Consider the following 25027-nt stretch of genomic DNA (forward strand, 5'->3'; position numbering starts at 1 on the left):
GCGTCAACTTCTCCACCACGGCGGCCCCGGCCGCGGAGCACCCTCCGCGGCCGGGGCCGCCGCGTTCACCTGCGCGGACACACTCCTTCGCCAAGTAGTCCTGAATGCCGGGGATTTCGGCAATCCGGGCGTCTTCTCACCGGTAGGGGGCGCGCGACGTCGAACAAGCGTGTAGCTTGCCGGGGCAGGGAGGGCCGGGCCAGGGCAGTTGGCAACGTGCCCCGGGGGATGGGGGGTTGCTCGATGGGCGTGCGGCTCATGGTGGTCGACGACCACCGCCTGCTCGCGGAGGCGCTCGCCTCGGCACTCAAGCTCCGCGGGCACCGGGTGCTCGCCGCCGCGGCCCCGGTCGCCGGGGCGGCCGAGCTGGTGGTGGCGCGGGCGCCGGAGGTGTGTCTGCTCGGTACGGCCGCGCCCGCCGAGCCGGGGGTGTTCGACCCGATCGTCAGGATCAAGCGCGAGCGGCCGCAGGTGGCCGTGGTGGTGCTCGGGCCGGTCCCGAGCCCGCGCGGGATCGCCGCCGCCTTCGCCGCGGGCGCTTCCGGGTACGTACGGCACGACGAGCGCATCGAAGGCGTGGAGCGCGCCATGGTCAAGGCGCGCGCGGGGGAGGCGGCGGTGGCGCCGCAGCTGCTCCAGGGGGCCTTCGCGGAGCTGCTCAACCCGGCCGCGCAGCCGGACGACGAGGGCCAGCGGCTGCTCCAGATGCTCACCCCGCGCGAGATCGAGGTGCTGGTCAGGGTCGCGGACGGGGAGGACACCCGGCTGATCGCGGCGGGCATGGGCATCGCCCCCTCCACCGCGCGCACCCATGTCCAGCGGGTCCTCATGAAGCTGGGCGTCGGCTCCCGTCTGGAGGCGGCCGCGCTGGCCGCCCGCACCGGGCTGCTCGACCGGGCGGTGCCCCCGGCGGGCTGATCCGGGGGGCTCTTCTCCGTAGGCACTACAGGCGCCGCAGGTGCCGTGGACGTTGTGGGCGCGACCGCGTGGCGGTCGCGCCCACAGCCGTGTCCGGGCCGGTCCGCGCGGGCCGTGGGCCGCGCCGAAAGGGTCCGTCTTCGTCGCGCCCATTGACTGATGGTGTTGGCTCGTGGTTCTTTATGTTTGGTTCTGTTTGAAGGTGGAGGTGCAGGTGAAGAAGACGTCGACCCGGCTCGCCGACGGCCGCGAGCTGCTCTACTACGACTTGCGGGACGACGTCGTACGGGACGAGACCGACACCCGGCCGCTCGATCCCGTCTCCACGGCCTCCGAGATCCGCCGCGACCCCCTGCTCGGCGACGCGGTGGCCATCGCCTCCCACCGCCAGGGCCGCACCTACCACCCGCCCGCCGACGACTGCCCGCTGTGCCCCTCGCGCGACGGACGGCACAGCGAGATCCCGGCCGCCGGGTACGACGTGGCCGTCTTCGAGAACCGCTTCCCCTCCCTCGCCGGGGACTCCGGCCGCTGCGAGGTCGTCTGCTTCACCCCCGACCACGACGCCTCCTTCGCCGACCTCACCGAGGAGCAGGCCGCGCTGGTCCTGGAGGCCTGGACCGACCGGACCGCGGAGCTCGCCGAACTCCCGCAGGTGGAGCAGGTGTTCTGCTTCGAGAACCGGGGCGCCGAGATCGGCGTCACCCTCGGCCACCCGCACGGCCAGATCTACGGCTACCCCTTCACCACCCCCCGCACCGCCCTGATGCTCCGCTCGCTGGCCGAGCACCGCGAGCGCACCGGCGGGCGCAACCTCTTCGACGACCTGGTGGCGCGCGAGCTCGCCGAGGGCGCCCGGGTCGTCCTGGAGGCCGAGCACTGGGTCGCCTTCGTGCCGTACGCCGCGCACTGGCCGTACGAGGTGCACCTCTATCCGCGCGTCCGCGTCCCCGACCTGCGGGAGCTGGGGGAGGCGGCGCGCACCGAGTTCCCCCGGGTCTATCTGGAACTCCTGCGGCGCTTCGACCGGATCTTCGGGGAGGCGGAACCGCCCACCCCGTACATCTCGGCCTGGCACCAGGCCCCGTTCTCCGGCTCCGCCGACCGGCGGGACTTCGCCCTGCACCTGGAGCTTTTCACCGTCCGCCGTACTTCCGGCAAGCTGAAGTTCCTCGCGGGTTCGGAGTCGGGCATGAGCGTGTTCATCAACGACGTGCCGCCGGAGGCCGCGGCCCGGCGACTGCGAGAGGTAGCGAGCACATGAGCGGGAAGTACCTGGTCACCGGCGGCGCCGGCTATGTCGGCAGCGTGGTGGCGCGCCATCTGCTGGAGGCCGGTCACGCGGTGACCGTCCTCGACGACCTCTCGACGGGCTTCCGGGAGGCCGTCCCCGAGGGCGCGGACTTCGTCGAGGGCCGCGTCCAGGAGGCGTCCCGCCGGCTCGACGCCTCCTATGACGCCGTGCTGCACTTCGCGGCGTTCTCCCAGGTCGGGGAGTCGGTGGCGCACCCGGAGAAGTACTGGTCGAACAACGTCGGCGGCACCATGGCCCTGCTGGACGCCATGCGGACCGCGGGCGTGCGCACGCTGGTGTTCTCCTCCACCGCCGCCACCTACGGCGAACCGGCCTCCGCGCTGCTCACCGAGGCCGACCCCACCGCCCCCACCAGCCCCTACGGCGCCTCCAAGCTCGCCGTCGACCACATGATCAGCGGGGAGGCCGCCGCCCACGGCCTCGCGGCCGTCTCGCTGCGGTACTTCAACGTGGCCGGGGCCTACGGCAGCTCGGGCGAGCGCCACGACCCCGAGTCGCACCTGATCCCGCTGCTGCTCCAGGTCGCCCTCGGCGAGCGGGAGTCGATCTCGGTGTTCGGCGACGACTACCCGACGCCGGACGGCACCTGTGTGCGCGACTACATCCATGTCGCCGACCTCGCCGAGGCGCATCTGCTCGCGCTGGCGGCGGCCTCCCCGGGCGAGCACCTGATCTGCAACCTCGGCAACGGCAACGGCTTCTCCGTCCGCGAGGTCGTCGAGACCGTACGGAAGGTCACCGGGCATCCGGTGCCGGAGGTCACGGCCGGGCGGCGGCCGGGCGACCCGGCGGTCCTGGTGGCCTCCGCCGCCCGCGCCCACGAGCGGCTCGGCTGGCAGCCCTCCCGCGCGGACCTGGCCCACATCGTCGCGGACGCCTGGGACTTCGCCCGGCGGCTCAAGGGCCTGGAGGGCGTCGATGACTGAGGTGGCGGAGCGGTTCCGCGCGCTGTACGGCACGGAGCCCGAGGGGGTCTGGGAGGCGCCGGGGCGGGTCAACCTGATCGGGGAGTACACGGACTTCAACGACGGCTTCGTGATGCCGCTGGCGCTGCCGCACACGGCCGTCGCGGCGGTCTCGCGGCGCACCGACGGGGTGCTCAGGCTGCACTCGGCCGACGTGGACGGCGGGGTCGTCCAGCTCGACGCGGACGCCCTGGAGCCCCTGGGGGGCGGCGGCTGGGCCGCGTACCCGGCGGGGGTGGTCTGGGCGCTGCGCGAGGCGGGCCACCCGGTCACCGGGGCCGACATCCACCTCTCCTCCACGGTGCCGACCGGCGCGGGACTCTCCTCGTCGGCGGCCCTGGAGGTCGTCACCGCCCTCGCCCTGAACGACCTGTACGGACTGGGGCTCGGCCGGGCCGACCTGGCGCGGATCGCCCAGCGCGCCGAGAACGCCTTCGTGGGCGTCCCCTGCGGGATCATGGACCAGACCGCGTCCGCCTGCTGCGTCGAGGGCCATGCGCTCCACCTCGACACCAGGGACCTCTCGCTGCGTCAGGTCCCCTTCGACCTCGCCGCGCACGGACTGGCGCTCCTCGTCGTCGACACCCGGGTGAAGCACGCGCTCGGAGACGGCGCGTACGCCGCTCGGCGCGCCGCCTGCGAGGCGGGTGCGCGGGCGCTCGGAGTGCGGACCCTGCGCGAGATTCCGTACGCGCGCCTCGACGCCGCGCTGGCCAGGATCGACTCCGAAACCGTCCGCCGGTGCGTACGCCATGTGGTGAGCGACAACGAGCGGGTGGAGCGGGTCGCGGCGCACCTGGCGGCGGGCGATCCGCGCGCGGTCGGCCCGGTCCTCACCGAGGGACACGCCTCGCTCCGCGACGACCTGCGGGTCTCCTGCGCCGAGTTGGACCTGGTCGTGGCCGCGTCGGTGGCGGCCGGGGCGCTGGGCGCGCGGATGACGGGCGGCGGCTTCGGCGGGTCCGCGGTCGTCCTCGCCGAGGCGGCCGAGGCCGGCACGGTCACCAAGGCGGTCGAGGAGGCCTTCGCGGCGGCCGGGTACACCGCGCCCCGGGTCTTCGAGGCGCTCCCGTCGGCGGGGGCGCGCCGCAGGAGCTGACGAGGAGGGGGCGCGCCCCGGCTCGCGGCGGCCGACTGGGGACGTACGCGACCGGCGGGTGGTGGCGCGGCTATCGGAGCCGCTTGGTGAGGATGAACTCCGTGACGCCCGGCGGATAGTCGGGCACCTCGCCCACCACCTCGTACCCCTGCCGGCGATAGAACCCCGGCGCCTGGAAGTCCCACGTCTCCACGCGCGCGTGGGCGCAGGAGTGGTCGTTGCGGGCCGACTCCTCGGCGCGGGCGAGGAGTTCGGCGCCCAGGCCCGTGCCCCGGTGGGCGGGGTCCACCCACAGCAGGTCCACCATGAGCCAGGCGGCCCAGACGCGGCCGGTGAGACCGCCCGCCAGGTCGCCCCTGCCGTCCACCGCCCAGACGTGGAGCGGGCGTTCCTTCTCGTGCGGGGTGCCGCGCAGGGCCCGCAGCGCCGAAGAGCGTTCCGTATTGGTGTCCTTGAGTCGCTGACCCAGCAGAATGCGTCGCGCCTTGTCCACTTCCGTCTCAAAACGAAACATGCGTCACACCCTAAACAACCCGGTCAATCAGTTCTGCAAATTGCCTTCCGCTCCCGGCCCACGGCCCTACTCTGAAGCACAGCACCGGTGGGGGCCGGTGTTGATCAGGGGGCGAGACAGTCGGGTACGACGCCCGGGGTGGGGTATCGGTCAGTCCACGGCGGCGGCCGCGCGACTGCGCTCTGATCCCTTCCGGGCGCCGTGCCCCGACCGGTCCGTTCCCCGACGCATGGGGGTGTCTGTGGTTCGTATCCGGGTTCTCGTGGTGGATGACCACCGAATCTTCGCGGAGTCGCTGGCCGCCGCGCTGGCGGCCGAGCCCGACGTCGACGTCGCGGCCGCCGGCAGCGGCCCGGCGGCGCTGCGCTGTCTGGAGCGCGGGGCCTCCGAGGGCCGCCGCTTCGACGTGATGCTCGTCGACGCCGACCTCGGCGCGCTCGCCGGGGCGCCGGTCGCCCGGGCCGTGCCGGACGGCGGCGGCGCCGACGGCCTGGTGGACGGCATCTCGCTGGTCGCCGGGGTCCGCTCGGGCCAGCCCGCCGTACGGACGGTGGTGCTCGCCGAGAAGGACGACCCGCGCCGCGCCGCGCTCGCCCTCCAGGCGGGGGCGTCCGGCTGGGTGGCCAAGGACTGTTCGCTCCAGCGACTGCTCGCGGTGATCAGAGGGGTGCTGCGGGACGAGACGCATCTGCCGCCCGCGCTGCTCACCGGCGTCCTGCGCGAGCTCACCGCCGCCCGCAAGCACCGCACCGAGAGCGAGCGGCTGGTGGAGTCGCTGACCCCGCGCGAGCGGGAGGTGCTGCGCTGCATGGTCGCGGGACTCGGCCGCAAGGCCGTCGCCGAACGCCTCTTCCTCTCCCCGCACACGGTCCGTACGCACATGCAGAACGTGCTGGGCAAGCTCGGGGTGCACTCCACCCTCGCCGCCGTCGCCCTGGCGCGCCGGGCCGGGGTCGGCCCGGCCGACCTAGCCGGGGACGTTGTCGAACGGGGCGGTCAACTGGCGTAGCAGCGCCGCGAGTTCCCCCCGCTGGGTGCGCGACAGCTGGGCCAGGATCGCCCGCTCCTGCTCCAGGAGCCCGGCCAGTGCCTGGTCCGCCCGGTCGCGCCCCTCGGGGGTCAGGCGCACCAGCACCCCGCGCCGGTCGCTGGGGTCCGGGAGCCGCTCGACCAGGCCCTTCTTGGCGAGGCGGTCGATCCGGTTGGTCATGGTGCCCGAGGTGACCAGCGTCTGGGTGAGCAGCTGCCCGGGGGAGAGCTGGTAGGGCGCGCCCGCGCGCCGCAGCGACGTCAGGACGTCGAACTCCCAGGGCTCCAGCTGGTGCTCGGAGAAGGCGAGTCTGCGCGCCCGGTCGAGGTGGCGCGCCAGCCTGCTGACGCGGCTGAGCACCTCCAGGGGCTCCACGTCGAGGTCCGGGCGCTCGCGGCGCCATGCTGAGACCAGTCGGTCGACCTCGTCCTCCATGTCGATCAGTGTAGAGGGTCTGTCGACGTGAAGTCTCTTGACGTCAAGATATATAAAGCCCCACCATTGGGCATGGAGGGCCCGGGACCCTGTTCCGTTTCGGTCAGCCGCACCTGCAAGGGGGCTCGAACATGCATTCCGATTTCGTCCCGGAGTCCGTAGAGACGCCGACCCGGGAGTCCACCGGGGCGTCCCCACGGACGTCCGCCCCGCTGCCCGCTCCCGTCTGGGATCCGCAGCAGTACCTGCACCATTCCGGCCACCGCACCCGCCCGTTCCTCGACCTGCTCACGAGGATCCCGGCGCTGCCGGGCTCCGCCGGCGCGGCCGCCGCCGACACGGCCGTCGCCGGCGGGCCCGCCGCCCCCCGCGTGGGCGCCCAGCGCACCCCCGGCGCGCTCCCGGCGCCCGGCACCCGTCCGCCCGTCCGGATCGCGGACCTCGGCTGCGGCCCGGGCAACGTCACCGCGCTGCTCGCCGACCGCTGGCCCGACGCCCGCGTCACCGGCTTCGACCTCTCGCCCGAGATGCTCGCCCAGGCCGACAAGGACCACGCGGGCACCACCCCGGGCGGCGGCTGGCTGGACTTCCGCCCGGCCGACCTCGCCCACTGGACCCCCGAGGAGCCGTACGACCTGATCGTCTCCAACGCGGCCCTCCAGTGGGTCCCCAACCACCCCGAGTCCTTCGCCTGCTGGATCGAGGGCCTCACCCCCGGCGGCACCCTCGCCTTCCAGGTCCCCGGCAACTTCACCTCGCCCAGCCACGCCCTGCTCGGCGATCTCTGCGAGTCGCCGCGCTGGCGCGGACGCCTCGGTGAGCACGGGCGCCGGTACGTGCACATCCTCAGCCCCGCCGAGTACCTGCTGCGCCTGACCGGCCTGGGCTGCGAGGCGGACGTGTGGGAGACGACGTACTCCCAGCTGCTGCCGGGCGAGGACCCGGTCCTGGACTGGGTCAAGGGCACCGCCCTGCGCCCGGCCCTGACCGCCCTCGCCGACGACGAGGAGGCCACCGAGGCCTTCCTCGCCGAATACCGCGACCTGCTGCGCCGGGCCTACCCGCCGGGCCCGCACGGCACGGTCTTCCCCTTCCGCCGGATCTTCGCGGTCGCCCGCAGGAAGGACCGCTGACGTCCGCCGCCCCGGGCGGCCGGCCGGAGGTCCCGGAGCCCGGGTAGCCGCCCGCAAACGCCGGTTCCCCGCGCCCCCTCGGGGACGCGGGGAACCGGAGGCGGGACTCCTAGAACAGGTCGTTGTAGGTGTTCCAGCCGTCGCCCAGCTTCACGCGGGACTTGAAGCCGCCGTAGCCGTTGGAGCTGTAACGGAACGCCTCGCCGCGGGAGTTGGTGGCGATCAGGTCCGTCCGGCCGTCCCCGTCGAGGTCGCCGGGGGCCGCGATGTTCCGGAACTGCTGCCAGCCGGGGCCGACGTAGACGCGCGCGCGGAACGGGGACGCGGAGGAGCCGGTGCCCGCGTACAGGTACAGCTTGCCGTCGCCGGTGCGCGCGACGATGTCGGTCAGGCCGTCCCCGGTGAGGTCGCCCGCGCCGACGATCCGGTTGTACGCGTTCCAGCCGCCGCCGACCTTCAGGCGGGAGGCGAAACCGGTGGCCTCGCCGTTGCCGCGCTGGAGCCACAGGGTGCCGGAGCCGTCACGGGTGAGCAGGTCGCCCTTGCCGTCGTTGTTGAGGTCGCCGGGGCCCACGACCAGGTTGTAGCCGCCCCAGCCGCCGCTGATGTAGGCGTTGTCGGCGTACAGGTTGTTCTCGTAGACCTCGAACAGCTCGGGGTCGTTGTCGGCGTCCAGGGACGACGCGTAGCCCATGCGGGCGCCGAGCCAGCCGCCCTCGCCGCTCACCTGCTGGCGGGCGCTCAGCGTGCCGTTGTTCAGGGAGTAGTAGTAGTACAGCGTGCCCTTGGCGTCCCGGCCCATCAGGTCGCCCTTGCCGTACGCGGGGGTGCCGCCCTGCGAGGCGAACACCACGGAGCTGTTCCACTGCGGGCCGCCGGTGATGCGGTCCTTGAAGTTGCCCTTGCCGTCGGCGAGGTACAGGTAGAGCCTGCCGCCGGGGCTGCGCGTGGCGATGTCGGCGAGACCGTCGTTGTCGGTGTCGTCCAGGGGCACGATCTGGTTGTACGAGTCCCAGCCGCCGCCGACCCGCACGCGCGACTTCAGCGGGTCGGCGGCGCTGCCGGTGCCCGCGTAGAAGTACAGGTCGCCGCCGGGGGTGCGGCCCAGGACGTCACCGACGCCGTCGCCGTTCATGTCGTTGGCGCCGACCAGCTGGTCGTAGGCCTGCCAGCCGCCGCCGACCCTGACCTTGGAGGCGAACGGGTCGCCGGTGGCGCTGCCGTTGCCCAGGTACAGGTACAGCTCGCCGCCGGGCGTGCGGGCCAGCAGGTCGTACTTGCCGTCGCCGTTGACGTCACCGGGGGCGAAGAGCTTGTTGTACGCGTTCCAGCCCTGGCCGGTCCAGGTGGCGTACGACGCGCCGCCGGTGCCCGCGCCCGCGTACAGCGACAGGGTCCCGGTGGGGGAGACGGTCAGCAGCTCGGGGGAGCCGTCGCCGTCCAGGTCGCCCGGGGCGACCAGGTCCTTGTACGCGCCGAAGGAGTTGGCGAACTCCTGGCTCAGCTTGCCCGTCTCCATGTAGGTCTTGCCGTTGATCGCCCGGTAGAGCAGGTCGCCCGAGCCGTCCTTGTCGAGGTCCAGACGGGGCTTGAGCGGGGTGGCCGCGGCGGCGGCGGACCGCTTGGCGTGCTGCGGCAGCGACAGCGACGGCAGCGTGGTGAGGCGGGGCCCGGCCGGCTTCACGGCCGTGTGCGGCGCCTTCGGCGCCTCGTCGGCCGAGGCCGTACCGGAAAGGAGCATGCCGGCCGAGAGCGCGAGGGCGGTGCAGGCCGCGAGACGGCCCGGGCGCGAGGTGCGCACAGAAGACAAAATTCCCCCCAGGGAATATGCGGGTGGAACCGGGAGGAATGCGGCGCGGAACACACGGAAAAGCGCACGTACGCGGGAACAGTCCTCGCGGGGCCCGCACGCGGCGCGTCGAGAGGTGCGTCGAGGCGCGCAGGGCCGCTCACGAAGGAATGCTCGAATCCCCCCCGGGAATGTGCGTGAAGCCTACAGCCGATACTCGTGTGGTTGAAGAGGAAAATGGGCCGCGAGAGAACTCGCGGCCCATTCGAGATCTTTATGCTCCGCCCGCTCAGCTTCTGCGGTGCCCTATCAGCCGGGGCTTCTGCTCCAGCCCGTCCAGGCCGTGCCACGCCAGGTTCACCAGGTGCGCGGCGACCTCCGCCTTCTTCGGCTTGCGCGCGTCCAGCCACCACTGCCCGGTCAGCGCGACCATTCCGACCAGCGCCTGCGCGTACAGCGGGGCGAGCTTCGGGTCGAAGCCGCGGGCCTTGAACTCCAGGCCCAGGATGTCCTCGACCTGGGTCGCGATGTCGGAGATCAGCGAGGCGAAGGTGCCCGTCGACTGCGCCACGGGCGAGTCCCGCACCAGGATGCGGAACCCGTCCGTGTACTTCTCGATGTAGTCGAGCAGCGCGAACGCCGCCTGCTCCAGGAGCTCGCGCGGGTGCCCGGCCGTCAGCGCACCCGTCACCCCGTCCAGGAGCGAGCGCATCTCCCGGTCGACCACCACCGCGTACAGCCCCTCCTTGCCGCCGAAGTGCTCGTACACCACCGGCTTGGAGACGCCGGCCTTCGCCGCGATCTCCTCCACCGAGGTGCCTTCGAAGCCCTTCTCGGCGAAGAGCGTGCGGCCGATGTCCAGCAACTGCTCCCGGCGCTCCGCGCCCGTCATCCGGGTACGTCGGGTCCGCCGGGGTCGTTCGGTGCCCGCCGAGCCGTTACTGCTGGTCGCGCGGGTGGTGCTGGAGTCGGTCGCCACGTCCTCCATCATGCCGCCTCGGTGGCCCTGTCCTTACGGGCGCTCTCCTCGTGGGCCTTCTCGGCCCGCCGGGAGGGGGCGCCGGGCTCGCTGCGCTTGGCGTCGAGGCGGTCCTCGGTGGGCCAGCGCACGTCGTACGCCCAGCCCAGCTGCTCGCACCAGCGGATGATCCGCGCGCTGGAGTCGATCTGGCCGCGCATCACACCGTGCCGGGCCGAGGTCGGGTCGGCGTGGTGCAGGTTGTGCCAGGACTCGCCGCACGACAGGACCGCCAGCCACCACACGTTCCCGGAGCGGTCACGGGACTTGAACGGGCGCTTGCCCACCGCGTGGCAGATGGAGTTGATCGACCACGTCACGTGGTGCAGCAGCGCGACCCGCACCAGCGAGCCCCAGAAGAACGCGGTGAACGCGCCCCACCACGACATCGTCACCAGACCGCCCACGATCGGCGGAATCGCCAGGGAGAGGATCGTCCAGTACACGAAGTCGCGCGAGATCCGGCGGATCGCCGGGTCCTTGAGCAGATCCGGCGCGTACTTCTCCTGCGAGGTCTGCTCCTCGTTGAACATCCACGCGATGTGGGCCCACCACAGGCCCTTCATCAGCGCGGGCAGCGTCTCGCCGAACCGCCACGGAGAGTGCGGATCGCCGTCCGCGTCGGAGAACTTGTGGTGCTTGCGGTGGTCGGCCACCCAGCGCACCAGCGGCCCCTCGACCGCCATGGAACCGGCCACCGCGAGCGCGATGCGCAAGGGGCGCTTGGCCTTGAACGAGCCGTGCGTGAAGTAGCGGTGGAAACCGATGGTGACGCCGTGGCAGCCCAGGTAGTACATGAACACCATCAGGCCGAGGTCCAGCCAGCTCACGCCCCAGCCCCAGGCCAGAGGCACCGCGGCGAGCAGCGCCACGAACGGGACGACGATGAAGAGCAGCAGTGCGATCTGTTCCACGGACCGTTTGCTCTCGCCCCCGCGCGTCGCGGAGGGACCCGGCGGCTCGGTGGCCGGATCGATGAGGTCGGGGCTTGTGGTCATTGGGGATCCCCCCGTGGGGTGAGTGAAGAGACGAGAGGCCCTGGCTACGGATCCGTAACCTACGGCGACGTAAGTATGGCAGTGCCCCGCCGCCGTACAAGTGGGCACAAGAGGGCAGTGGACCGCGTCGCACGTATGGACACCTATCCTGGGTCTCGTCGGACAGCGCGGTCCGCAAGCCTCCAGTACCCCTCCAGACGTGCTCAAACACTGCAAGGAGCCGCACCTGTGAGCAGTGCCGACCAGACCCACGCCGCCAGCCCCGAGCTTCGCGCCGACATCCGCCGACTGGGTGATCTCCTGGGCGAGGCGCTCGTCCGCCAGGAGGGCCCCGAGCTCCTGGAGCTCGTCGAGCGCGTACGCGCCCTCACCCGTACGGACGGCGAGGCCGCCGCCGAGCTGCTCGGCGGCACCGAGGTGGAGACCGCCGCCAAGCTCGTCCGGGCCTTCTCCACCTACTTCCACCTGGCCAACGTCACCGAGCAGGTGCACCGCGGCCGCGAGCTGCGCGCCCACCGGGCCACCGAGGGCGGGCTGCTCGCCCGCACCGCCGACATGCTCAAGGACGCCGACCCCGAGCACCTGCGCGAGACGGTCAAGAACCTGAACGTGCGCCCGGTCTTCACCGCGCACCCCACCGAGGCGGCCCGCCGCTCGGTCCTCAACAAGCTGCGCCGCATCGCCGCGCTCCTGGAGACCCCGGTCACCGAGGCCGACCGGCGCCGCGTCGACCTGCGGCTCGCCGAGAACATCGACCTCATCTGGCAGACCGACGAGCTGCGCGTGGTGCGCCCCGAGCCCGCCGACGAGGCCCGCAACGCCATCTACTACCTGGACGAGCTGCACGCCGGCGCCGTCGGCGACGTCCTGGAGGACCTGGCGGCCGAGCTCGCCCGCGTCGGCGTCGAGCTGCCCGCCGGCACCCGCCCGCTCACCTTCGGCACCTGGATCGGCGGCGACCGCGACGGCAACCCCAACGTGACCCCGCAGGTCACCTGGGACGTGCTGATCCTCCAGCACGAGCACGGCATCAACGACGCGCTCGAAGTGATCGACTACCTGCGCGGTCTGCTCTCCAACTCGATCCGCTACGCGGGCGCCACCGAGGAGCTCCTCGCCTCCCTCCAGGCCGACCTGGAGGCGCTCCCGGAGATCAGCCCCCGCTACAAGCGGCTCAACGCCGAGGAGCCCTACCGGCTCAAGGCCACCTGCGTACGCCAGAAGCTCGTCAACACCAAGGAGCGGCTCGCCAAGGGCACCCCGCACCGGCCCGGCCGCGACTACCTGGGCACCTCCGAGCTCCTGGCGGACCTCACCCTCATCCAGACGTCGCTGCGGGCCCACCGCGGCGAGCTGTTCGCGGACGGCCGGATGGACCGCACCATCCGCACCCTCGCCGCCTTCGGCCTCCAGCTCGCCACCATGGACGTACGCGAGCACGCCGACGCCCACCACCACGCGCTCGGCCAGCTCTTCGACCGCCTGGGCGAGGAGTCCTGGCGGTACGCGGACATGCCGCGCGAATACCGCCAGAAGCTGCTCGCCAAGGAGCTCCGCTCCCGGCGCCCGCTGGCCCCCACGCCGGCGCCGCTGGACGAGGCCGGACAGAAGACCCTCGGCGTCTTCGGCACGATCAAGGAGGCCTTCGAGCGGTTCGGCCCCGAGGTCATCGAGTCGTACATCATCTCGATGTGCCAGGGCGCCGACGACGTCTTCGCCGCCGCCGTCCTCGCCCGCGAGGCCGGACTCGTCGATCTGCACGCCGGCTGGGCGAAGATCGGCATCGTGCCGCTCCTGGAGACCACCGACGAGCTGCGCGCCGCCGACGTCATCCTCGACGAGATGCTGGCCGACCCCTCCTACCGGCGCCTGGTCTCGCTCCGCGGCGACGTCCAGGAGGTCATGCTCGGCTACTCCGACTCCTCCAAGTTCGGCGGCATCACCACCTCGCAGTGGGAGATCCACCGCGCCCAGCGCAGGCTGCGCGACGTGGCCCACCGCTACGGCGTGCGGCTGCGGCTCTTCCACGGCCGCGGCGGCACCGTCGGCCGCGGCGGCGGCCCCTCGCACGACGCGATCCTCGCGCAGCCCTGGGGCACCCTGGAGGGCGAGATCAAGGTGACCGAGCAGGGCGAGGTCATCTCCGACAAGTACCTCATCCCCTCGCTCGCCCGCGAGAACCTGGAGCTGACGGTCGCGGCCACCCTCCAGGCGTCCGCCCTGCACACCGCCCCGCGCCAGTCCGACGAGGCGCTGGCCCGCTGGGACGCGGCGATGGACACGGTCTCGGACGCCGCCCACGCGGCCTACCGCAAGCTGGTCGAGGACCCGGACCTGCCCGCGTACTTCTTCGCCTCCACCCCCGTCGACCAGCTCGCCGAGCTGCACCTGGGCTCGCGTCCCTCGCGCCGCCCGGACTCCGGCGCGGGCCTGGACGGGCTGCGGGCGATCCCGTGGGTGTTCGGCTGGACCCAGTCGCGGCAGATCGTCCCCGGCTGGTTCGGTGTGGGCTCGGGTCTGCGGGCGCTGCGCGAGGCCGGTCTGGACACCGTCCTGGACGAGATGCACGAGCAGTGGCACTTCTTCCGGAACTTCGTCTCCAACGTGGAGATGACGCTCGCCAAGACCGATCTGCGGATCGCCCGCCACTACGTGGACACCCTGGTGCCCGACGAGCTCAAGCACGTCTTCGCCACGATCGAGGCCGAGCACGCCCTCACCGTCAGCGAGGTCCTGCGCATCACCGGCGGCGACGAGCTGCTCGGCTCGCACCCCGTGCTCCAGCAGACCTTCGCCATCCGCGACGCCTACCTGGACCCGATCTCCTACCTCCAGGTGTCCCTGCTGGCGCGCCAGCGCGCCGAGGCCGAGCGCGGCGAGGACCCCGACCCGCTGCTCGCGCGGGCGCTGCTGCTGACCGTCAACGGTGTCGCGGCGGGCCTGCGCAACACCGGCTGACCTTCGCACGCGCACACGCGAGAGCCCCGGCGGCCGTCCGGCCGCCGGGGCTCTCGCGTTGCCCGCGTCAGGAGTTGTACGTCGACTGCGCCCGCTCAAGACCCTCGACGACCAGCGCCTCGACGGCGTCGGCCGCGCGGTCCACGAAGTAGTCCAGCTCCTTGCGCTCGGTCGAGGAGAAGTCCTTGAGGACGAAGTCCGCGACCTGCATCCGGCCGGGCGGGCGCCCGATGCCGAAGCGCACCCGGTGGTAGTCCGGCCCGAAGGACTTGGTCATCGACTTCAGACCGTTGTGGCCGTTGTCGCCGCCGCCGAACTTCAGGCGCAGCACCCCGTAGTCGATGTCCAGCTCGTCGTGGACGGCGACGATGTTCCCGACCGGCACCTTGTAGAAGTCGCGCAGCTGGGTGACGGGACCGCCGGAGAGGTTCATGTACGACAGCGGCTTGGCCAGGATCACCCGGCGGTTGAGGGGCCCGGCCGGACCGATCCGGCCCTCGACGACCTGGGCGCGCGCCTTGTGCGCCTTGAACTTGCCGCCGACGCGGGAGGCGAGCAGGTCGGCCACCATGAAGCCGACGTTGTGCCGGTTCCCCGCGTACTCGGGGCCGGGGTTGCCCAGACCCACGACCAGCCAGGGCGCGTTCGCATCCGTGGTCATCAGTGCTGCGTCTCTCGTCTCTCGTCCGTGCCGACAGGAAGACGGGGTGGCGGGCCGCAGTGGCCCGCCACCCCGTCAGGCAGAGCGTACGGCTCAGGCCTCGGCGGACTCGCCCTCGGCGGACTCCGCGGCCGGCTCCTCGGCCTGGGCCGACAGGATCTGGACCACGACGGCCTCGGGGTCGGTGGCCAGGGTGGTGCCCTTGGGCAGCGGGACGTCCTTGGCGAGGATGGAGGCGCCGGCCTCCAGGCCCTCGATGGAGACGGTGACGGAGGTCGGGATGTGGGTCGCCTCGGTCTCGACGGAGAGCGTGTTCAGCACGTTCTCGACGAGGAAGCTGCCCGGGGCCAGGTCGCCCTCGGTCTCGACGGCGACCTCGACCGTGACCTTCTCGCCGCGGCGGACGAGCAGCAGGTCGACGTGGACCAGGTAGCCCTTGATGGCGTCACGCTGGACGGCCTTCGGGATCGCCAGCTCGTTCTTGCCGTCGATGTCCAGGGAGAGCAGGACGTTCGGGGTACGCAGGGCGAGCAGCAGCTCGTGGCCGGGAAGGGTGACGTGGACCGGCTCGGTGCCGTGGCCGTAGACGACCGCGGGGACCTTGTTGGCGCGGCGGATGCTGCGGGCGGCGCCCTTGCCGAACTCGGAACGGACCTCGGCGGCGAGCTTGATCTCGGACATGTGCACTCCTCGTAGAAGCAGGGGGAAAAGGGTGGCGGTTACCCGGCCACGACTGGCCTGCTACGAAGAGCGCGTCGATAACGGACCGCCGTACCGAAAAACGGGTACGGCCTCCCTCGCCGAGCAACTCGATGAGTCTACCCGGCCGGGAGGCCGCACCCAAAAGGATCTTCTGTGACCCCGGTGACCTGTGGCTCCGGTGTGCCTACTGCTCCTCGAAGAGGCTGGTGACCGAGCCGTCCTCGAAGACCTCGCGGACCGCGCGGGCGATCGACGGGGCGATGGAGAGGACGGTGACCTTGTCCAGCTCCAGGTCGGCCGGGTCGGGCAGGGTGTTCGTGAAGACGAACTCGCTGACCTTGGAGTTCTTCAGGCGGTCGGCGGCAGGCCCCGACAGGATGCCGTGCGTGGCCGTCACGATGACGTCCTCCGCGCCGTGCGCGAACAGGGCGTCGGCCGCGGCGCAGATGGTGCCACCGGTGTCGATCATGTCGTCGACCAGGACGCAGACCCGGCCCTCGACGTCACCCACGACCTCGTGGACGGTCACCTGGTTGGCGACGTCCTTGTCGCGGCGCTTGTGCACGATCGCCAGCGGCGCGTCCAGACGGTCGCACCAGCGGTCGGCCACACGCACCCGGCCGGCGTCCGGCGAGACGATCGTCAGCTTGGAGCGGTCCACCTTGGCGCCCACGTAGTCCGCGAGGACCGGCAGGGCGGTGAGGTGGTCGACCGGGCCGTCGAAGAAGCCCTGGATCTGGTCGGTGTGCAGATCGACCGTGAGGATCCGGTCGGCACCCGCCGTCTTCAGGAGGTCCGCGATCAGCCGGGCGGAGATCGGCTCGCGGCCCTTGTGCTTCTTGTCCTGGCGGGCGTACCCGTAGGACGGCACGATCACGGTGATGGAGCGGGCCGACGCGCGCTTCAGCGCGTCGATCATGATCAGCTGCTCCATGATCCACTTGTTGATCGGAGCCGTGTGGCTCTGGATCAGGAAGCAGTCCGCGCCACGCGCCGACTCCTGGAAGCGGACGTAGATCTCACCGTTGGCGAAGTCGAAGGCCTTCGTCGGCACGAGGCCGACACCCAGCTGGTGCGCGACCTCCTCGGCCAGCTCGGGGTGGGCGCGGCCGGAGAAGAGCATCAGCTTCTTCTCGCCGGTCGTCTTGATCCCGGTCACAGCACTGTCTCCTCAGAGGTGTTTTCTGCTGCTGAGCCCGCGCGGTCCCTTGGCGACGAGCCAGCCGAATCGTGTGCGCCTATCACGGTACGCCGTGACAGGCGCAGATGTTTCCGGTCAGTTTTCGCCAACGGCCTCTTCGGAAGCGGCCGCAGCCGCCTGCGCGGCCGCGCTGCCCGGCCGCTTGCGGGCCACCCAGCCCTCGATATTCCGCTGCTGGCCACGGGCCACGGCCAGCGAACCCGCGGGCACGTCCTTGGTGATGACGGACCCGGCCGCGGTGTAGGCGCCGTCCCCCACTGTGACAGGAGCAACAAACATGTTGTCCGAACCCGTCTTGCAGTGCGAGCCGATCGTCGTGTGGTGCTTGGCCTCGCCGTCGTAGTTCACGAACACGCTCGCCGCACCGATGTTCGAGTACTCACCGATGGTCGCGTCGCCCACGTACGACAGGTGCGGCACCTTGGTGCCCTCGCCGATCGTCGCGTTCTTGGTCTCGACGTACGTACCGATCTTCGCCTTCACCCCGAGACGGGTGCCGGGCCGCAGATAGGCGTACGGACCCACCGACGCGCTCTCGCCGATCTCCGAGTCGTACGCCACGGTGTTGTCCACCCGCGCCTGGGAGCCGACCTTGGTGTCCGTCAGCCGCGTGTTCGGACCGACCTCGGCCCCGCGGCCCAGGTGCGTGGAACCGAGCAGCTGGGTGCCCGGGTGCACGACCGCGTCCTGCTCGAAGGTGACGGTCACGTCGATGAAGGTGGTGGCCGGGTCCACGACCGTGACACCCGCCAGCATCGCCCGCTCCAGCAGGCGGTCGTTCAGCAGCCGGCGCGCCTCGGCGAGCTGCACGCGGTTGTTGATCCCCAGGATCTCCCGGTGGTCCCCGCCGACCGAGGCGCCCACCCGGTGCCCCGCCTCGCGCAGGATGCCGAGCACGTCCGTGAGGTACTCCTCGCCCTGGCTGTTGTCCGTGCGGACCTTGCCCAGCGCGTCCGCGAGCAGCGCTCCGTCGAAGGCGAACACCCCGGAGTTGATCTCCCGGATCGCCCGCTGCTCCGCGGTCGCGTCCTTGTGCTCGACGATCGCGGTGACCTCGCCGGAGGCGCCGTCGCGCACGATCCGGCCGTAGCCGGTGGAGTCGGGGACCTCGGCGGTGAGCACGGTGACGGCGTTGCCGTCCGCCTCGTGCGTACGCGTCAGGGCGGCCAGCGTGTCGCCGGTCAGCAGCGGGGTGTCGCCGCAGACCACGACGACGGTGCCCTCGATGGACTGGCCGAGCTCCTCCAGCGCCATCCGGACCGCGTGGCCGGTGCCGTTCTGCTCGTGCTGGACGGCGGTGCGCACCGAGGCGTCGATCGCGCCGAGGTGGGCGCCGACCTGCTCGCGGGCGTGGCCGACGACCACGACGAGGTGCTCCGGGTCGAGCTCACGGGCGGCCGCCACGACATGACCGACGAGCGAGCGCCCGCAGATCTCGTGCAGGACCTTGGGGGTGGCCGACTTCATACGGGTGCCCTCGCCCGCGGCGAGGACGACGACGGCCGCCAGTGGGGTATCCCCAGTTCGAGCGGAGCCGAGAACTTGGGGAAGAGTGGCGCTCACGGGAATGCCCTTCGGCTTTGTGTGGTGGACATCCGCAGGATACCGGGGGGGCGGGGGGCGGAAATCCGGGTGGGGAGGGGGAAAAGCGCCGGGTCCTGACTGGGACAGTCAGGACCCGGACTCGGAGGCTCCCAGGGAAGGAATCGAACCCTCATTCAATGGACCAAAACCATTTGTCCTGCCATTAGACGACCTGGGATGGCCTGCACCCTATGTCCGATTCTTCTGCTCGGTCGCAGATGCAGCCCCTACTATGCCGTACCACCAGCCTTCGATGCGACGGTAGAGATCCGCGCTCTGGCGGACCTGGATCACGAGACAGCCTCGGTAACCCTCGCCGGTGTTCTTGCGGTTGGTCTTCGGGTTGTGCTTCTTGAGCGTGGTCTTGCCGAAAGCGGTGGCGTCCATGCCGACAAGATCGGCCCAGAACCGCTCGGCGGCGGGGATGTCGGCGGTCGAGTGGATGTGGACGTAGAACCGCAGCCGATCAGGCGCCACGCCCAGAAGGCGCAGCCAGGCGAGAAAGACCTCGATCATGCGGGGGTCGCTGTTGATGAACGTGACCCGCTCCCGCGGGAGGTGCGGCTTTGATTTGCTCCCCTCCGACCAGTAGAGGCCGACGCCCAAGAGGAACAGCTCGCGATCGGTCATCGCCCCGATCTCGGCCGCGGCCTCCTGCTTGGTCTTTCGGCGCTCGGTCTCACGCCGCTGAAGTGCCGCCTCCCAGCCGCGCCTGGCGATGGCCGAAGCCTCCTCGCGGGTGCGCGTGCGTTCCGGCCTGGGCAGATCCCGTACCCACAGCGAGATGGAGCTCTTCGCACACCCCAGCTCGACCTGGATCTGGTCGTACGTCATGCCCCGGAGCCGGAGTTCTCTCGCGCGCTCACGCAGGCCGTCCTTGGCGTTGGGGCGCTTCGTCCACTCAGGTGGTGGCTGGCCCTCCAGCAGCCGGTTCAGGAGGTCGTTGTTGTCGACGAGCAGGCGGTCGCGGATCTGGCGGCGGCTGAGCCCTTCCCGGCGCAGAGCGAGCGCCTGCTCGCGCAGTCCCTCGAAGTCGGCGTACTTGCCGCGGGTGCCGTGGGTGCCGTGGGTGCCGTGCGTGGCCGGTGTCATACGGACACGCTCGTCCGGAATCCGGACGTCCGCTCGAAGATCCGCTCGGTTCATCAGATCGGTGGATCGCTGCGGGAACCGTGCGTGTTCGATTGCGTTCTGTGCTGGTGAAGTCACCGGAAAATCGCTGGCGGGCGCCCGTAGGCTGGATGGCATGACCGCAACGGGGGCAGACCACGACTCCGCGGGGACGACCTCCCGCGGCTGGTGGTGGTGGGAACGGCGGCGCGGTGCCGCCCTGGACATCGGACTGGGGCTGGCCTCCGCGTTCGAGTGCGCATTGGAAGGTGTGAAGTTCGCCGGGGACGCGGGGGTCCCCGTACCGGCCGGGGTGCTCTTCGGGCTGGTGGCCGGGGTGACGCTGGCCGCGCGGCGGCGCTGGCCGGTCGCCGTCGTGCTGGTCTCCATCGCCGTGACCCCGGCCAACATGGGCTTTCTGCTCGGCATCGTCGGCCTGTACACGCTGGCCGCCTCCGAGGTGCCGCGCCGGATCACCGCGGCGCTGGCCGGGATGTGCCTGGCGGGTACCTTCATCGTCACCTTCGTACGGATGAACCAGAGCGTCGACGACGGCGCCTTCGACGGCGGGCGCTGGCTGGTCCCGCTCTTCTCCGGTGTGATGGCGCTCGGCCTGACCGCCCCGCCGCTGCTCCTGGGGCTCTATATAGGGGCCCGGCGCCGGCTGATGGAGTCGCTGCGCGAGCGCGCCGACTCCCTGGAGCGGGAGCTGTCGCTGCTCGCGGACCGCGCCGAGGAGCGCGCGGAGTGGGCCCGTACGGAGGAGCGCACCCGGATCGCCCGCGAGATGCACGACGTGGTGGCCCACCGGGTGTCCCTGATGGTGGTGCACGCGGCGGCGCTCCAGGCGGTGGCCCGCAAGGACCCGGAGAAGGCCGTCAAGAACGCGGTCCTCGTCGGTGACATGGGCCGCCAGGCGCTGACGGAGCTGCGGGAGATGCTGGGCGTGCTGCGTACGGGGGAGGCGGTGCGGCGGGCGGACCGGGCGGACGTGCCGGACGTGCCGGCGGCGGTCCCGCTCGCGGCCGTGGGCGCGGCGGCCGCGGCGGCGGCCGCCGCCGCGGAGGAGGGGCCGTGCCTGGCCGACATCGAGGCGCTGGTCGGCCAGTCCCGGGAGGCCGGGATGGTGGTGGAGCTGATGGTCCACGGGGTGGAGCGGGCGTACGACGCGCTGGTGGAGCAGACCGCGTACCGGGTGATCCAGGAGGCGCTGACCAATGTGCACAAGCACGCGGCGGGCGCCAAGGTGATGGTCCGCCTCGCCCATCGGGACGCCGAGGTGGCGATGCAGATCGAGAACGGCCCCGCGGACGGGGCGACGGCGGACGCGGGGCTGCCCAGCGGGGGGAACGGGCTGGTGGGGATGCGGGAGCGGGTGCTGGCTCTGGGGGGTGTGTTCGTCTCCGGGGTCACGGACGCGGGGGGTTGGCGGGTGTCGGCGGTGCTGCCTTCCCGGGGGGCGGGGTAGGCCGCCGCCCTGTTGCCGGGGGTTCGTCTGCGGGTCGGGGGTGGCTGGTCGCGCAGTTCCCCGCGCCCCTGAGGGTGTCTGGGCCGGGGGTCCGTCTGCGGGTCGGGGGTGGCTGGTCGCGCAGTTCCCCGCGCCCCTTGGGGTGTCTGGGGTGATGGTTCGTGTGCGGGCCCGTGGGGGGTTGCTCGCGCAGTTCCCCGCGCCCCTGGGGGGCTGTGGTGGAGCTGGGATTTCCGGGTGCCGCCGGACGCCTGGGGGCGCGGGGAACTGCGCGAGACGCGGGCACGGTCCGCAGACGAACGAGGGTTTTGAGGGGCGCGGGGAACTGCGCGAGCAACCCACCACCGGGTCGCGGACGAACTCCTGGCGAGGGGCTTCCCACCGGGCCGCAGACGAACCCCCGGCGAGTGGCTCACCAGCGGGCCCGCAGGCCAACCCTCGGCGAGTGGCTCACCAGCGGCCCGCAGGCCAACCCCCGGCGGGTGGCTTCCCGCCGGGTCGCAGGCGAAGCCCTGGACGCGTCAGGGGCGTGGCGACGTCAGGCGGATCGGCTGGACTCCGGTCATCAGGGTGTTCAGGGCCAGGTCCAGGTCCGCCCCCAGGTACCAGTCCCCCGTGTGGTCGATGCTGTACACCCTCCCCTCGCTGTCGATCGCGAGAACCGCCTGCTGCTCCCCCTCCTCCCCCAGCGGCGCCAGCTCCGTCTCCAGCGCACGCCCGAGGTCCGCGAACGTACGGGCCAGATGGAGCCCGGCCACCGGGTCGAAGCGGACCGTGGCGGGCGCGTTGTGGCGGCCGGGGCCCGGCGCGGTCAGCCGCAGGCCCCCGAACTCCGCCCACGCCTCCACGGCCGCCGGGAACACGGTGTGGCGGTGTCCGGCGGGCGAGGTGTGCGCGCGCAGTACGTCGGCCCAGGCCTCGGCCTGCCTGATGTCCCAGCGGCCCGGGTGCCACCCGGCGGCGCGCAGCGCGGCGTCGACGGGCACGGGGAAGCGGGTGGTGGAGACGTCCGGCATCGTGTGCGGTTCAGCCCTTCTCGGCGGCGGGGTCCACGGCGCGCACCCCGAAGTGGGCGAGCAGCGCGGTGCAGGAGCGGCAGGGCGGGGCGTAGCTGCCGTGCAGCGGGTCGCCGTCCTCGCGGATGCGGCGGGCGGTGACCTTGGCGTGCTTCAGCGCGCGGCGCGCCTCGCTGTGGGTCAGCGGCTTGCGGCCGGACCTGCGCGACTTGCCCGAGCGGGCCGACTCCAGCGAGGAGAGCTGGCGCGAGAGCAGGATCGCCTCGGGGCAGCGCCCGGTGAAGCGTTCGCGCTGGCCGCTGGTGAGGGTGTCGTGGAAGTCCTGTACGAGCGGGTGGAGCACCGGTGGCTGGTCGCCCTTGCCCGCGGTACAGGTCAGCGTCTGGCCCCGGACCGAGAGCGCGGCGGCCACGGCGGGAAGGATGCCGTCGCGGCGGTGCAGCAGGACGGGCGCGGACGCGGTCGTGCTGCTCCACTGGAGCCGCGGATCCCCCGTTCCTCGGCCCACCCCCGGCCCCGGGCCCGTCCCCGGCCCGGTCCCCGTTCCCCGGCCCGTCCCGGTTCCCGGCGCCGCCGCCGGCGCCCCCGCCCGGGGGTTTCCCGCCCCCGGTGCCCCGGCCCGGGAGGCGTTCGCCGCCGTACCCGATATGTCGGTCGTTCCGTGCATGGTGCTCGCTGTCCCTCCCGTTGCCGACGCTCTTCGCCGCCGGTGTCAACGCCCCCGTTAACGCCCCGTTGCGGGAACAGACTGCCAAATGTGCCCAGTGGTACGGAAGCTGGGGCTCTGATGTCACTACGTCCGTGTCGTCACCATCGCCGCACGGTGACCCGCTTGTGACACCAGGTCACGGTGGTGCGGGGGCCGGGCGCACGGCAGGGACCCGGTATTGCCCCACCGCATAGTCTGGTCCTCACCAGCCAGACGCAGCAGCTCGCACGCAGGGGGCATCCGCCATGACGACAGGTCGGCTCGGGCACGCCGCGCCACCGAACGCGGCCTACGCCGGGCAGGTCGTGAACTTCCCGGACCCGGTCCGCGCCTCCCGCCACCCCAGAGGGGTGCGGGTGGACGGTGACGGCTACCCGGACTTCTCGGCGTACGCGCGCGCGGCGGCGGAGATCGCGGAGCCGCCGGAGGGCTTCGGCGTGGACGAGCTGCGGCTGACCGACTACGTGTCGGCCAACGCGGCGCTCGCCGCCGACGGGCACGAGCTGTGGGACACCGTCCCCGCGGTCGCCACCCCGCACGGCTGGACCTGGCACCACGTGCCCGGCACCCGCCGGCTGGAGCTGGTCCCGGTCGAGGTGAAGGCGCTGCTGCGCCACCACGGAGGGCTGACGACGGCCGGTGTCGACCAGGACAAGCGCGGCACCCGCCCGCTCCAGGAGACGCGCCCCGCGCACTTCGGACTGCCCAAGGACCTGGTGTCCGTCTCCGAGGCCCAGATCCTGGGCGTCGAGGAGGACTTGGGGTACCGGCTGCCCGGCGCCTACCGGACCTTCCTGAAGGCGGCGGGCGGTTGCGCGCCGGTGGGCGCGGCGCTCGACGCGGAGCTGGGGCTGCTGGTGGACCAGCCGTTCTTCACCGTCCGCGACCAGGCGGCGGTCAACGACCTCGTCTACATCAACAAGTGCCTGCGCGACCATCTGACCAAGGACTATCTGGGCGTGGCCTTCGTCCAGGGCGGCATCCTCGCCGTCAAGGTGAAGGGTTCCGCGACCGGCACGGTGTGGTTCTGCGCGTACGACGACGCGCGCGACCAGGACGGCTGGGGGGTTCAGGAGCGCGTGGAGCGGCTGCTGCTGCCCTGCGGTACGGATTTCGACGACTTCCTCCAGCGCCTGGCGGGCAACCCGCCGGAGCTGGAGACCGTGGCGAACCTGATGGTGGACGGCGGCTTCGCGCGCGCCGTACCGGTGGGGGAGTGAGTGTGATGGTGACCTTCGCCCAGGCGCAGGAGCGCGCGGAAGAGTGGATCAACGGGGACGTTCCCGCGTACCAGCACCGCGAGGTGCGGGTGCGGGAGTTCGAGCTGGGGTTCGTGGTCTGGGCCGAGGACCGGGCCGAGGGCCCCTCCTCGGACGGCGGCCGCCAGCGGCTCGTCATCGCCCGCGACAGCGGAGAGGCCACGCTGTGGCCGGGACTGCCGGTGGGTGAGGTGATCCGGCGGTACGAGGAGGAGTACGGCGTGGCGGACGAGCCCGAGGACGCGGTGCCCGCGCCCGCGCCGGAACGCATCGACCTCAACCAGACGTCGTTCCTGCTGACGCCGCCGGAGTGGTTGCAGGAGGCGGCGGACAGGATGGGGATCCCGGACCGCCGGGACGACGCCCCTACCTCGACTCCGGCCCCGGCCCCGGTCTCCTCTTCGACTCCGGCCCCGGCCTCCGCCTCGACTTCGGCCCCCGCCCCGGGTTCGGCCTCGGCGCCCGCTCCGGGTCCGGGTCCGGCCCCGAGTCAGGGGTCCGCCCCGACCCCTGCTCCCGTCCAGGACGCGGGACCTGCGTGGCCCGCCCCGGCCCCGGCCCCGGCCTCGGGCTCCGCCCCGACCCCGCCCCCCGCTCAGGACGCGGTCCCCTCGTGGCCGGCCCCGGCCCCGGCCCCCGTCCCCGGCCAGGACGCGGTGCCCGCGTGGCCGGCTCCCGCGCCCGGGTCCTCCGGGGCGGTGCCGTGGCCGACGCCGGATGCCGATGCGCCGGCCGGGGCGACCCCGTGGGCCGGTACCGACACCAACGCCGGGTCGGACGAGGGTTCCGTACCGCTTCCGGCGACGGTGTTCGCCCCGCCGCTGTCCGGTTCGGACCTGGACGACACCCCGCCGCCGAGGGTCCTCCCGGAGGCCAGGACGGCGCTGCTCCAGGGCGGCAGCCAGCTCCCCCCGACGGCCATCGCCCCGGCGCTCGACCCGCAGGCACCGCCGCCGGGGGCGACGGGCGGTCAGGACGCGCCCGGCGCGCCCGCCGGTCCCGGCGCTTCCGGTCCGTCCGGTGCGCCCGGTGGTTCCGGTGCGCCGGTCGGCCCGGGCGTGCCCCCCGGTCCCGGTGGCCGAGAAGGACACCTCCGACGCGAAGATCACCATCACGCCCAAGAACGGCGCCGACAACGTCGGCAT

Annotated in this window: 21 protein-coding genes, 1 tRNA gene and 1 pseudogene; 10 read left to right on the forward strand and 13 right to left on the reverse strand. The window is 72.3% G+C overall.

Annotated features, from left to right (window positions below; genetic code table 11):
• Positions 1-243 precede the first annotated feature (243 nt).
• From ABZ404_RS28815 to galK, 4 genes are all read left to right on the forward strand, one after another.
• On the forward strand, positions 244-918 hold the full coding sequence (locus tag ABZ404_RS28815; protein ID WP_358835925.1) for a LuxR C-terminal-related transcriptional regulator: 675 nt from the start codon (positions 244-246) through the stop codon (positions 916-918).
• A gap of 214 nt (positions 919-1132) precedes the next feature.
• Positions 1133-2182 (forward strand): galactose-1-phosphate uridylyltransferase, encoded by a 1050-nt coding sequence (galT, locus tag ABZ404_RS28820; RefSeq protein ID WP_358835924.1) that lies wholly within the window; start codon positions 1133-1135, stop codon positions 2180-2182.
• A complete protein-coding gene (gene galE, locus ABZ404_RS28825; protein WP_358835923.1) occupies positions 2179-3159 on the forward strand; it encodes a UDP-glucose 4-epimerase GalE in 981 nt (326 codons plus the stop codon). Before galT ends, galE begins: the two co-directional genes overlap by 4 nt.
• On the forward strand, positions 3152-4297 hold the full coding sequence (gene galK / locus ABZ404_RS28830) for a galactokinase (RefSeq protein WP_358835922.1): 1146 nt from the start codon (positions 3152-3154) through the stop codon (positions 4295-4297). The genes galE and galK overlap by 8 nt, the downstream gene beginning before the upstream one ends.
• Before the next feature lie 70 nt (positions 4298-4367).
• Here the strand turns inward: galK and ABZ404_RS28835 are convergent, their stop codons facing one another.
• On the reverse strand, positions 4368-4811 hold the full coding sequence (locus tag ABZ404_RS28835) for a GNAT family N-acetyltransferase (RefSeq protein WP_358835921.1): 444 nt from the start codon (positions 4809-4811) through the stop codon (positions 4368-4370).
• A gap of 229 nt (positions 4812-5040) precedes the next feature.
• Between ABZ404_RS28835 and ABZ404_RS28840 the strand changes: the two genes are divergently transcribed.
• On the forward strand, positions 5041-5820 hold the full coding sequence (locus tag ABZ404_RS28840; protein WP_358835920.1) for a response regulator transcription factor: 780 nt from the start codon (positions 5041-5043) through the stop codon (positions 5818-5820).
• Here ABZ404_RS28840 and ABZ404_RS28845 read toward each other — a convergent pair.
• Entirely contained in the window at positions 5779-6276 is a 498-nt protein-coding gene (locus ABZ404_RS28845; protein WP_358835919.1) for a MarR family transcriptional regulator, read from the reverse strand. The genes ABZ404_RS28840 and ABZ404_RS28845 overlap by 42 nt on opposite strands.
• Before the next feature lie 131 nt (positions 6277-6407).
• Between ABZ404_RS28845 and ABZ404_RS28850 the strand changes: the two genes are divergently transcribed.
• Positions 6408-7409, forward strand: a complete 1002-nt coding sequence (locus ABZ404_RS28850) for a methyltransferase domain-containing protein (RefSeq protein WP_358991051.1) — start codon at positions 6408-6410, stop codon at positions 7407-7409.
• A 109-nt stretch (positions 7410-7518) separates the two neighbouring features.
• Here ABZ404_RS28850 and ABZ404_RS28855 read toward each other — a convergent pair whose 3' ends face one another.
• The 3 genes from ABZ404_RS28855 to ABZ404_RS28865 form a co-directional block, all read right to left on the reverse strand.
• Positions 7519-9210 (reverse strand): VCBS repeat-containing protein, encoded by a 1692-nt coding sequence (locus ABZ404_RS28855; protein ID WP_358834655.1) that lies wholly within the window; start codon positions 9208-9210, stop codon positions 7519-7521.
• A 277-nt stretch (positions 9211-9487) separates the two neighbouring features.
• Positions 9488-10189, reverse strand: coding sequence for a TetR/AcrR family transcriptional regulator (locus tag ABZ404_RS28860; protein ID WP_358834656.1), 702 nt, complete (start codon positions 10187-10189; stop codon positions 9488-9490).
• Positions 10186-11214 carry a fatty acid desaturase gene (locus ABZ404_RS28865; RefSeq protein ID WP_358834657.1) on the reverse strand — a complete coding sequence of 343 codons (1029 nt, stop codon included), beginning with the start codon at positions 11212-11214 and terminating at the stop codon, positions 10186-10188. The genes ABZ404_RS28860 and ABZ404_RS28865 overlap by 4 nt, the downstream gene beginning before the upstream one ends.
• 228 nt (positions 11215-11442) lie before the next feature.
• On the opposite strand from ABZ404_RS28865, the gene ppc reads away from it, so the two are divergent.
• Complete coding sequence (ppc, locus tag ABZ404_RS28870) at positions 11443-14172, forward strand: phosphoenolpyruvate carboxylase (protein ID WP_358834658.1); 2730 nt, start codon at positions 11443-11445, stop codon at positions 14170-14172.
• Positions 14173-14239: 67 nt separating this feature from the next.
• Here ppc and pth read toward each other — a convergent pair whose 3' ends face one another.
• The 6 genes from pth to ABZ404_RS28900 form a co-directional block, all read right to left on the reverse strand.
• The gene (gene pth, locus ABZ404_RS28875) at positions 14240-14833 is read right to left on the reverse strand and encodes an aminoacyl-tRNA hydrolase (RefSeq protein ID WP_358834659.1); all 594 of its coding nucleotides are present in this window, start codon (positions 14831-14833) and stop codon (positions 14240-14242) included.
• 93 nt (positions 14834-14926) lie between these two features.
• Entirely contained in the window at positions 14927-15514 is a 588-nt protein-coding gene (locus tag ABZ404_RS28880) for a 50S ribosomal protein L25/general stress protein Ctc (RefSeq protein ID WP_358836490.1), read from the reverse strand.
• A gap of 205 nt (positions 15515-15719) precedes the next feature.
• Positions 15720-16694 (reverse strand): ribose-phosphate diphosphokinase, encoded by a 975-nt coding sequence (locus ABZ404_RS28885; RefSeq protein ID WP_358836491.1) that lies wholly within the window; start codon positions 16692-16694, stop codon positions 15720-15722.
• 117 nt (positions 16695-16811) lie between these two features.
• Positions 16812-18299, reverse strand: coding sequence for a bifunctional UDP-N-acetylglucosamine diphosphorylase/glucosamine-1-phosphate N-acetyltransferase GlmU (glmU, locus tag ABZ404_RS28890; RefSeq protein ID WP_358836492.1), 1488 nt, complete (start codon positions 18297-18299; stop codon positions 16812-16814).
• A 128-nt stretch (positions 18300-18427) separates the two neighbouring features.
• A tRNA-Gln gene (locus ABZ404_RS28895) sits at positions 18428-18498 on the reverse strand.
• 11 nt (positions 18499-18509) lie between these two features.
• Positions 18510-19412, reverse strand: a complete 903-nt coding sequence (locus tag ABZ404_RS28900) for a hypothetical protein (protein ID WP_358836493.1) — start codon at positions 19410-19412, stop codon at positions 18510-18512.
• Between the two features lie 154 nt (positions 19413-19566).
• Between ABZ404_RS28900 and ABZ404_RS28905 the strand changes: the two genes are divergently transcribed.
• Positions 19567-20898 carry a histidine kinase gene (locus tag ABZ404_RS28905; protein WP_358836494.1) on the forward strand — a complete coding sequence of 444 codons (1332 nt, stop codon included), beginning with the start codon at positions 19567-19569 and terminating at the stop codon, positions 20896-20898.
• Between the two features lie 521 nt (positions 20899-21419).
• On the opposite strand, the gene ABZ404_RS28910 is transcribed toward ABZ404_RS28905, so the two are convergent.
• The gene (locus ABZ404_RS28910) at positions 21420-21914 is read right to left on the reverse strand and encodes an SUKH-3 domain-containing protein (RefSeq protein ID WP_358836495.1); all 495 of its coding nucleotides are present in this window, start codon (positions 21912-21914) and stop codon (positions 21420-21422) included.
• Positions 21915-21924: 10 nt separating this feature from the next.
• A complete protein-coding gene (locus ABZ404_RS28915; RefSeq protein ID WP_358836496.1) occupies positions 21925-22422 on the reverse strand; it encodes a YwqJ-related putative deaminase in 498 nt (165 codons plus the stop codon).
• A 446-nt stretch (positions 22423-22868) separates the two neighbouring features.
• Between ABZ404_RS28915 and ABZ404_RS28920 the strand changes: the two genes are divergently transcribed.
• Positions 22869-23843: an SMI1/KNR4 family protein gene (locus ABZ404_RS28920; RefSeq protein ID WP_358836497.1), complete on the forward strand. Its 975-nt coding sequence runs from the start codon at positions 22869-22871 to the stop codon at positions 23841-23843.
• 5 nt (positions 23844-23848) lie between these two features.
• Positions 23849-25027 (forward strand): annotated as a pseudogene (locus ABZ404_RS28925) (hypothetical protein); the annotation flags it as partial.

This window comes from Streptomyces sp. NPDC005878, from assembly GCF_040629815.1.
GTDB lineage: Bacteria > Actinomycetota > Actinomycetes > Streptomycetales > Streptomycetaceae > Streptomyces.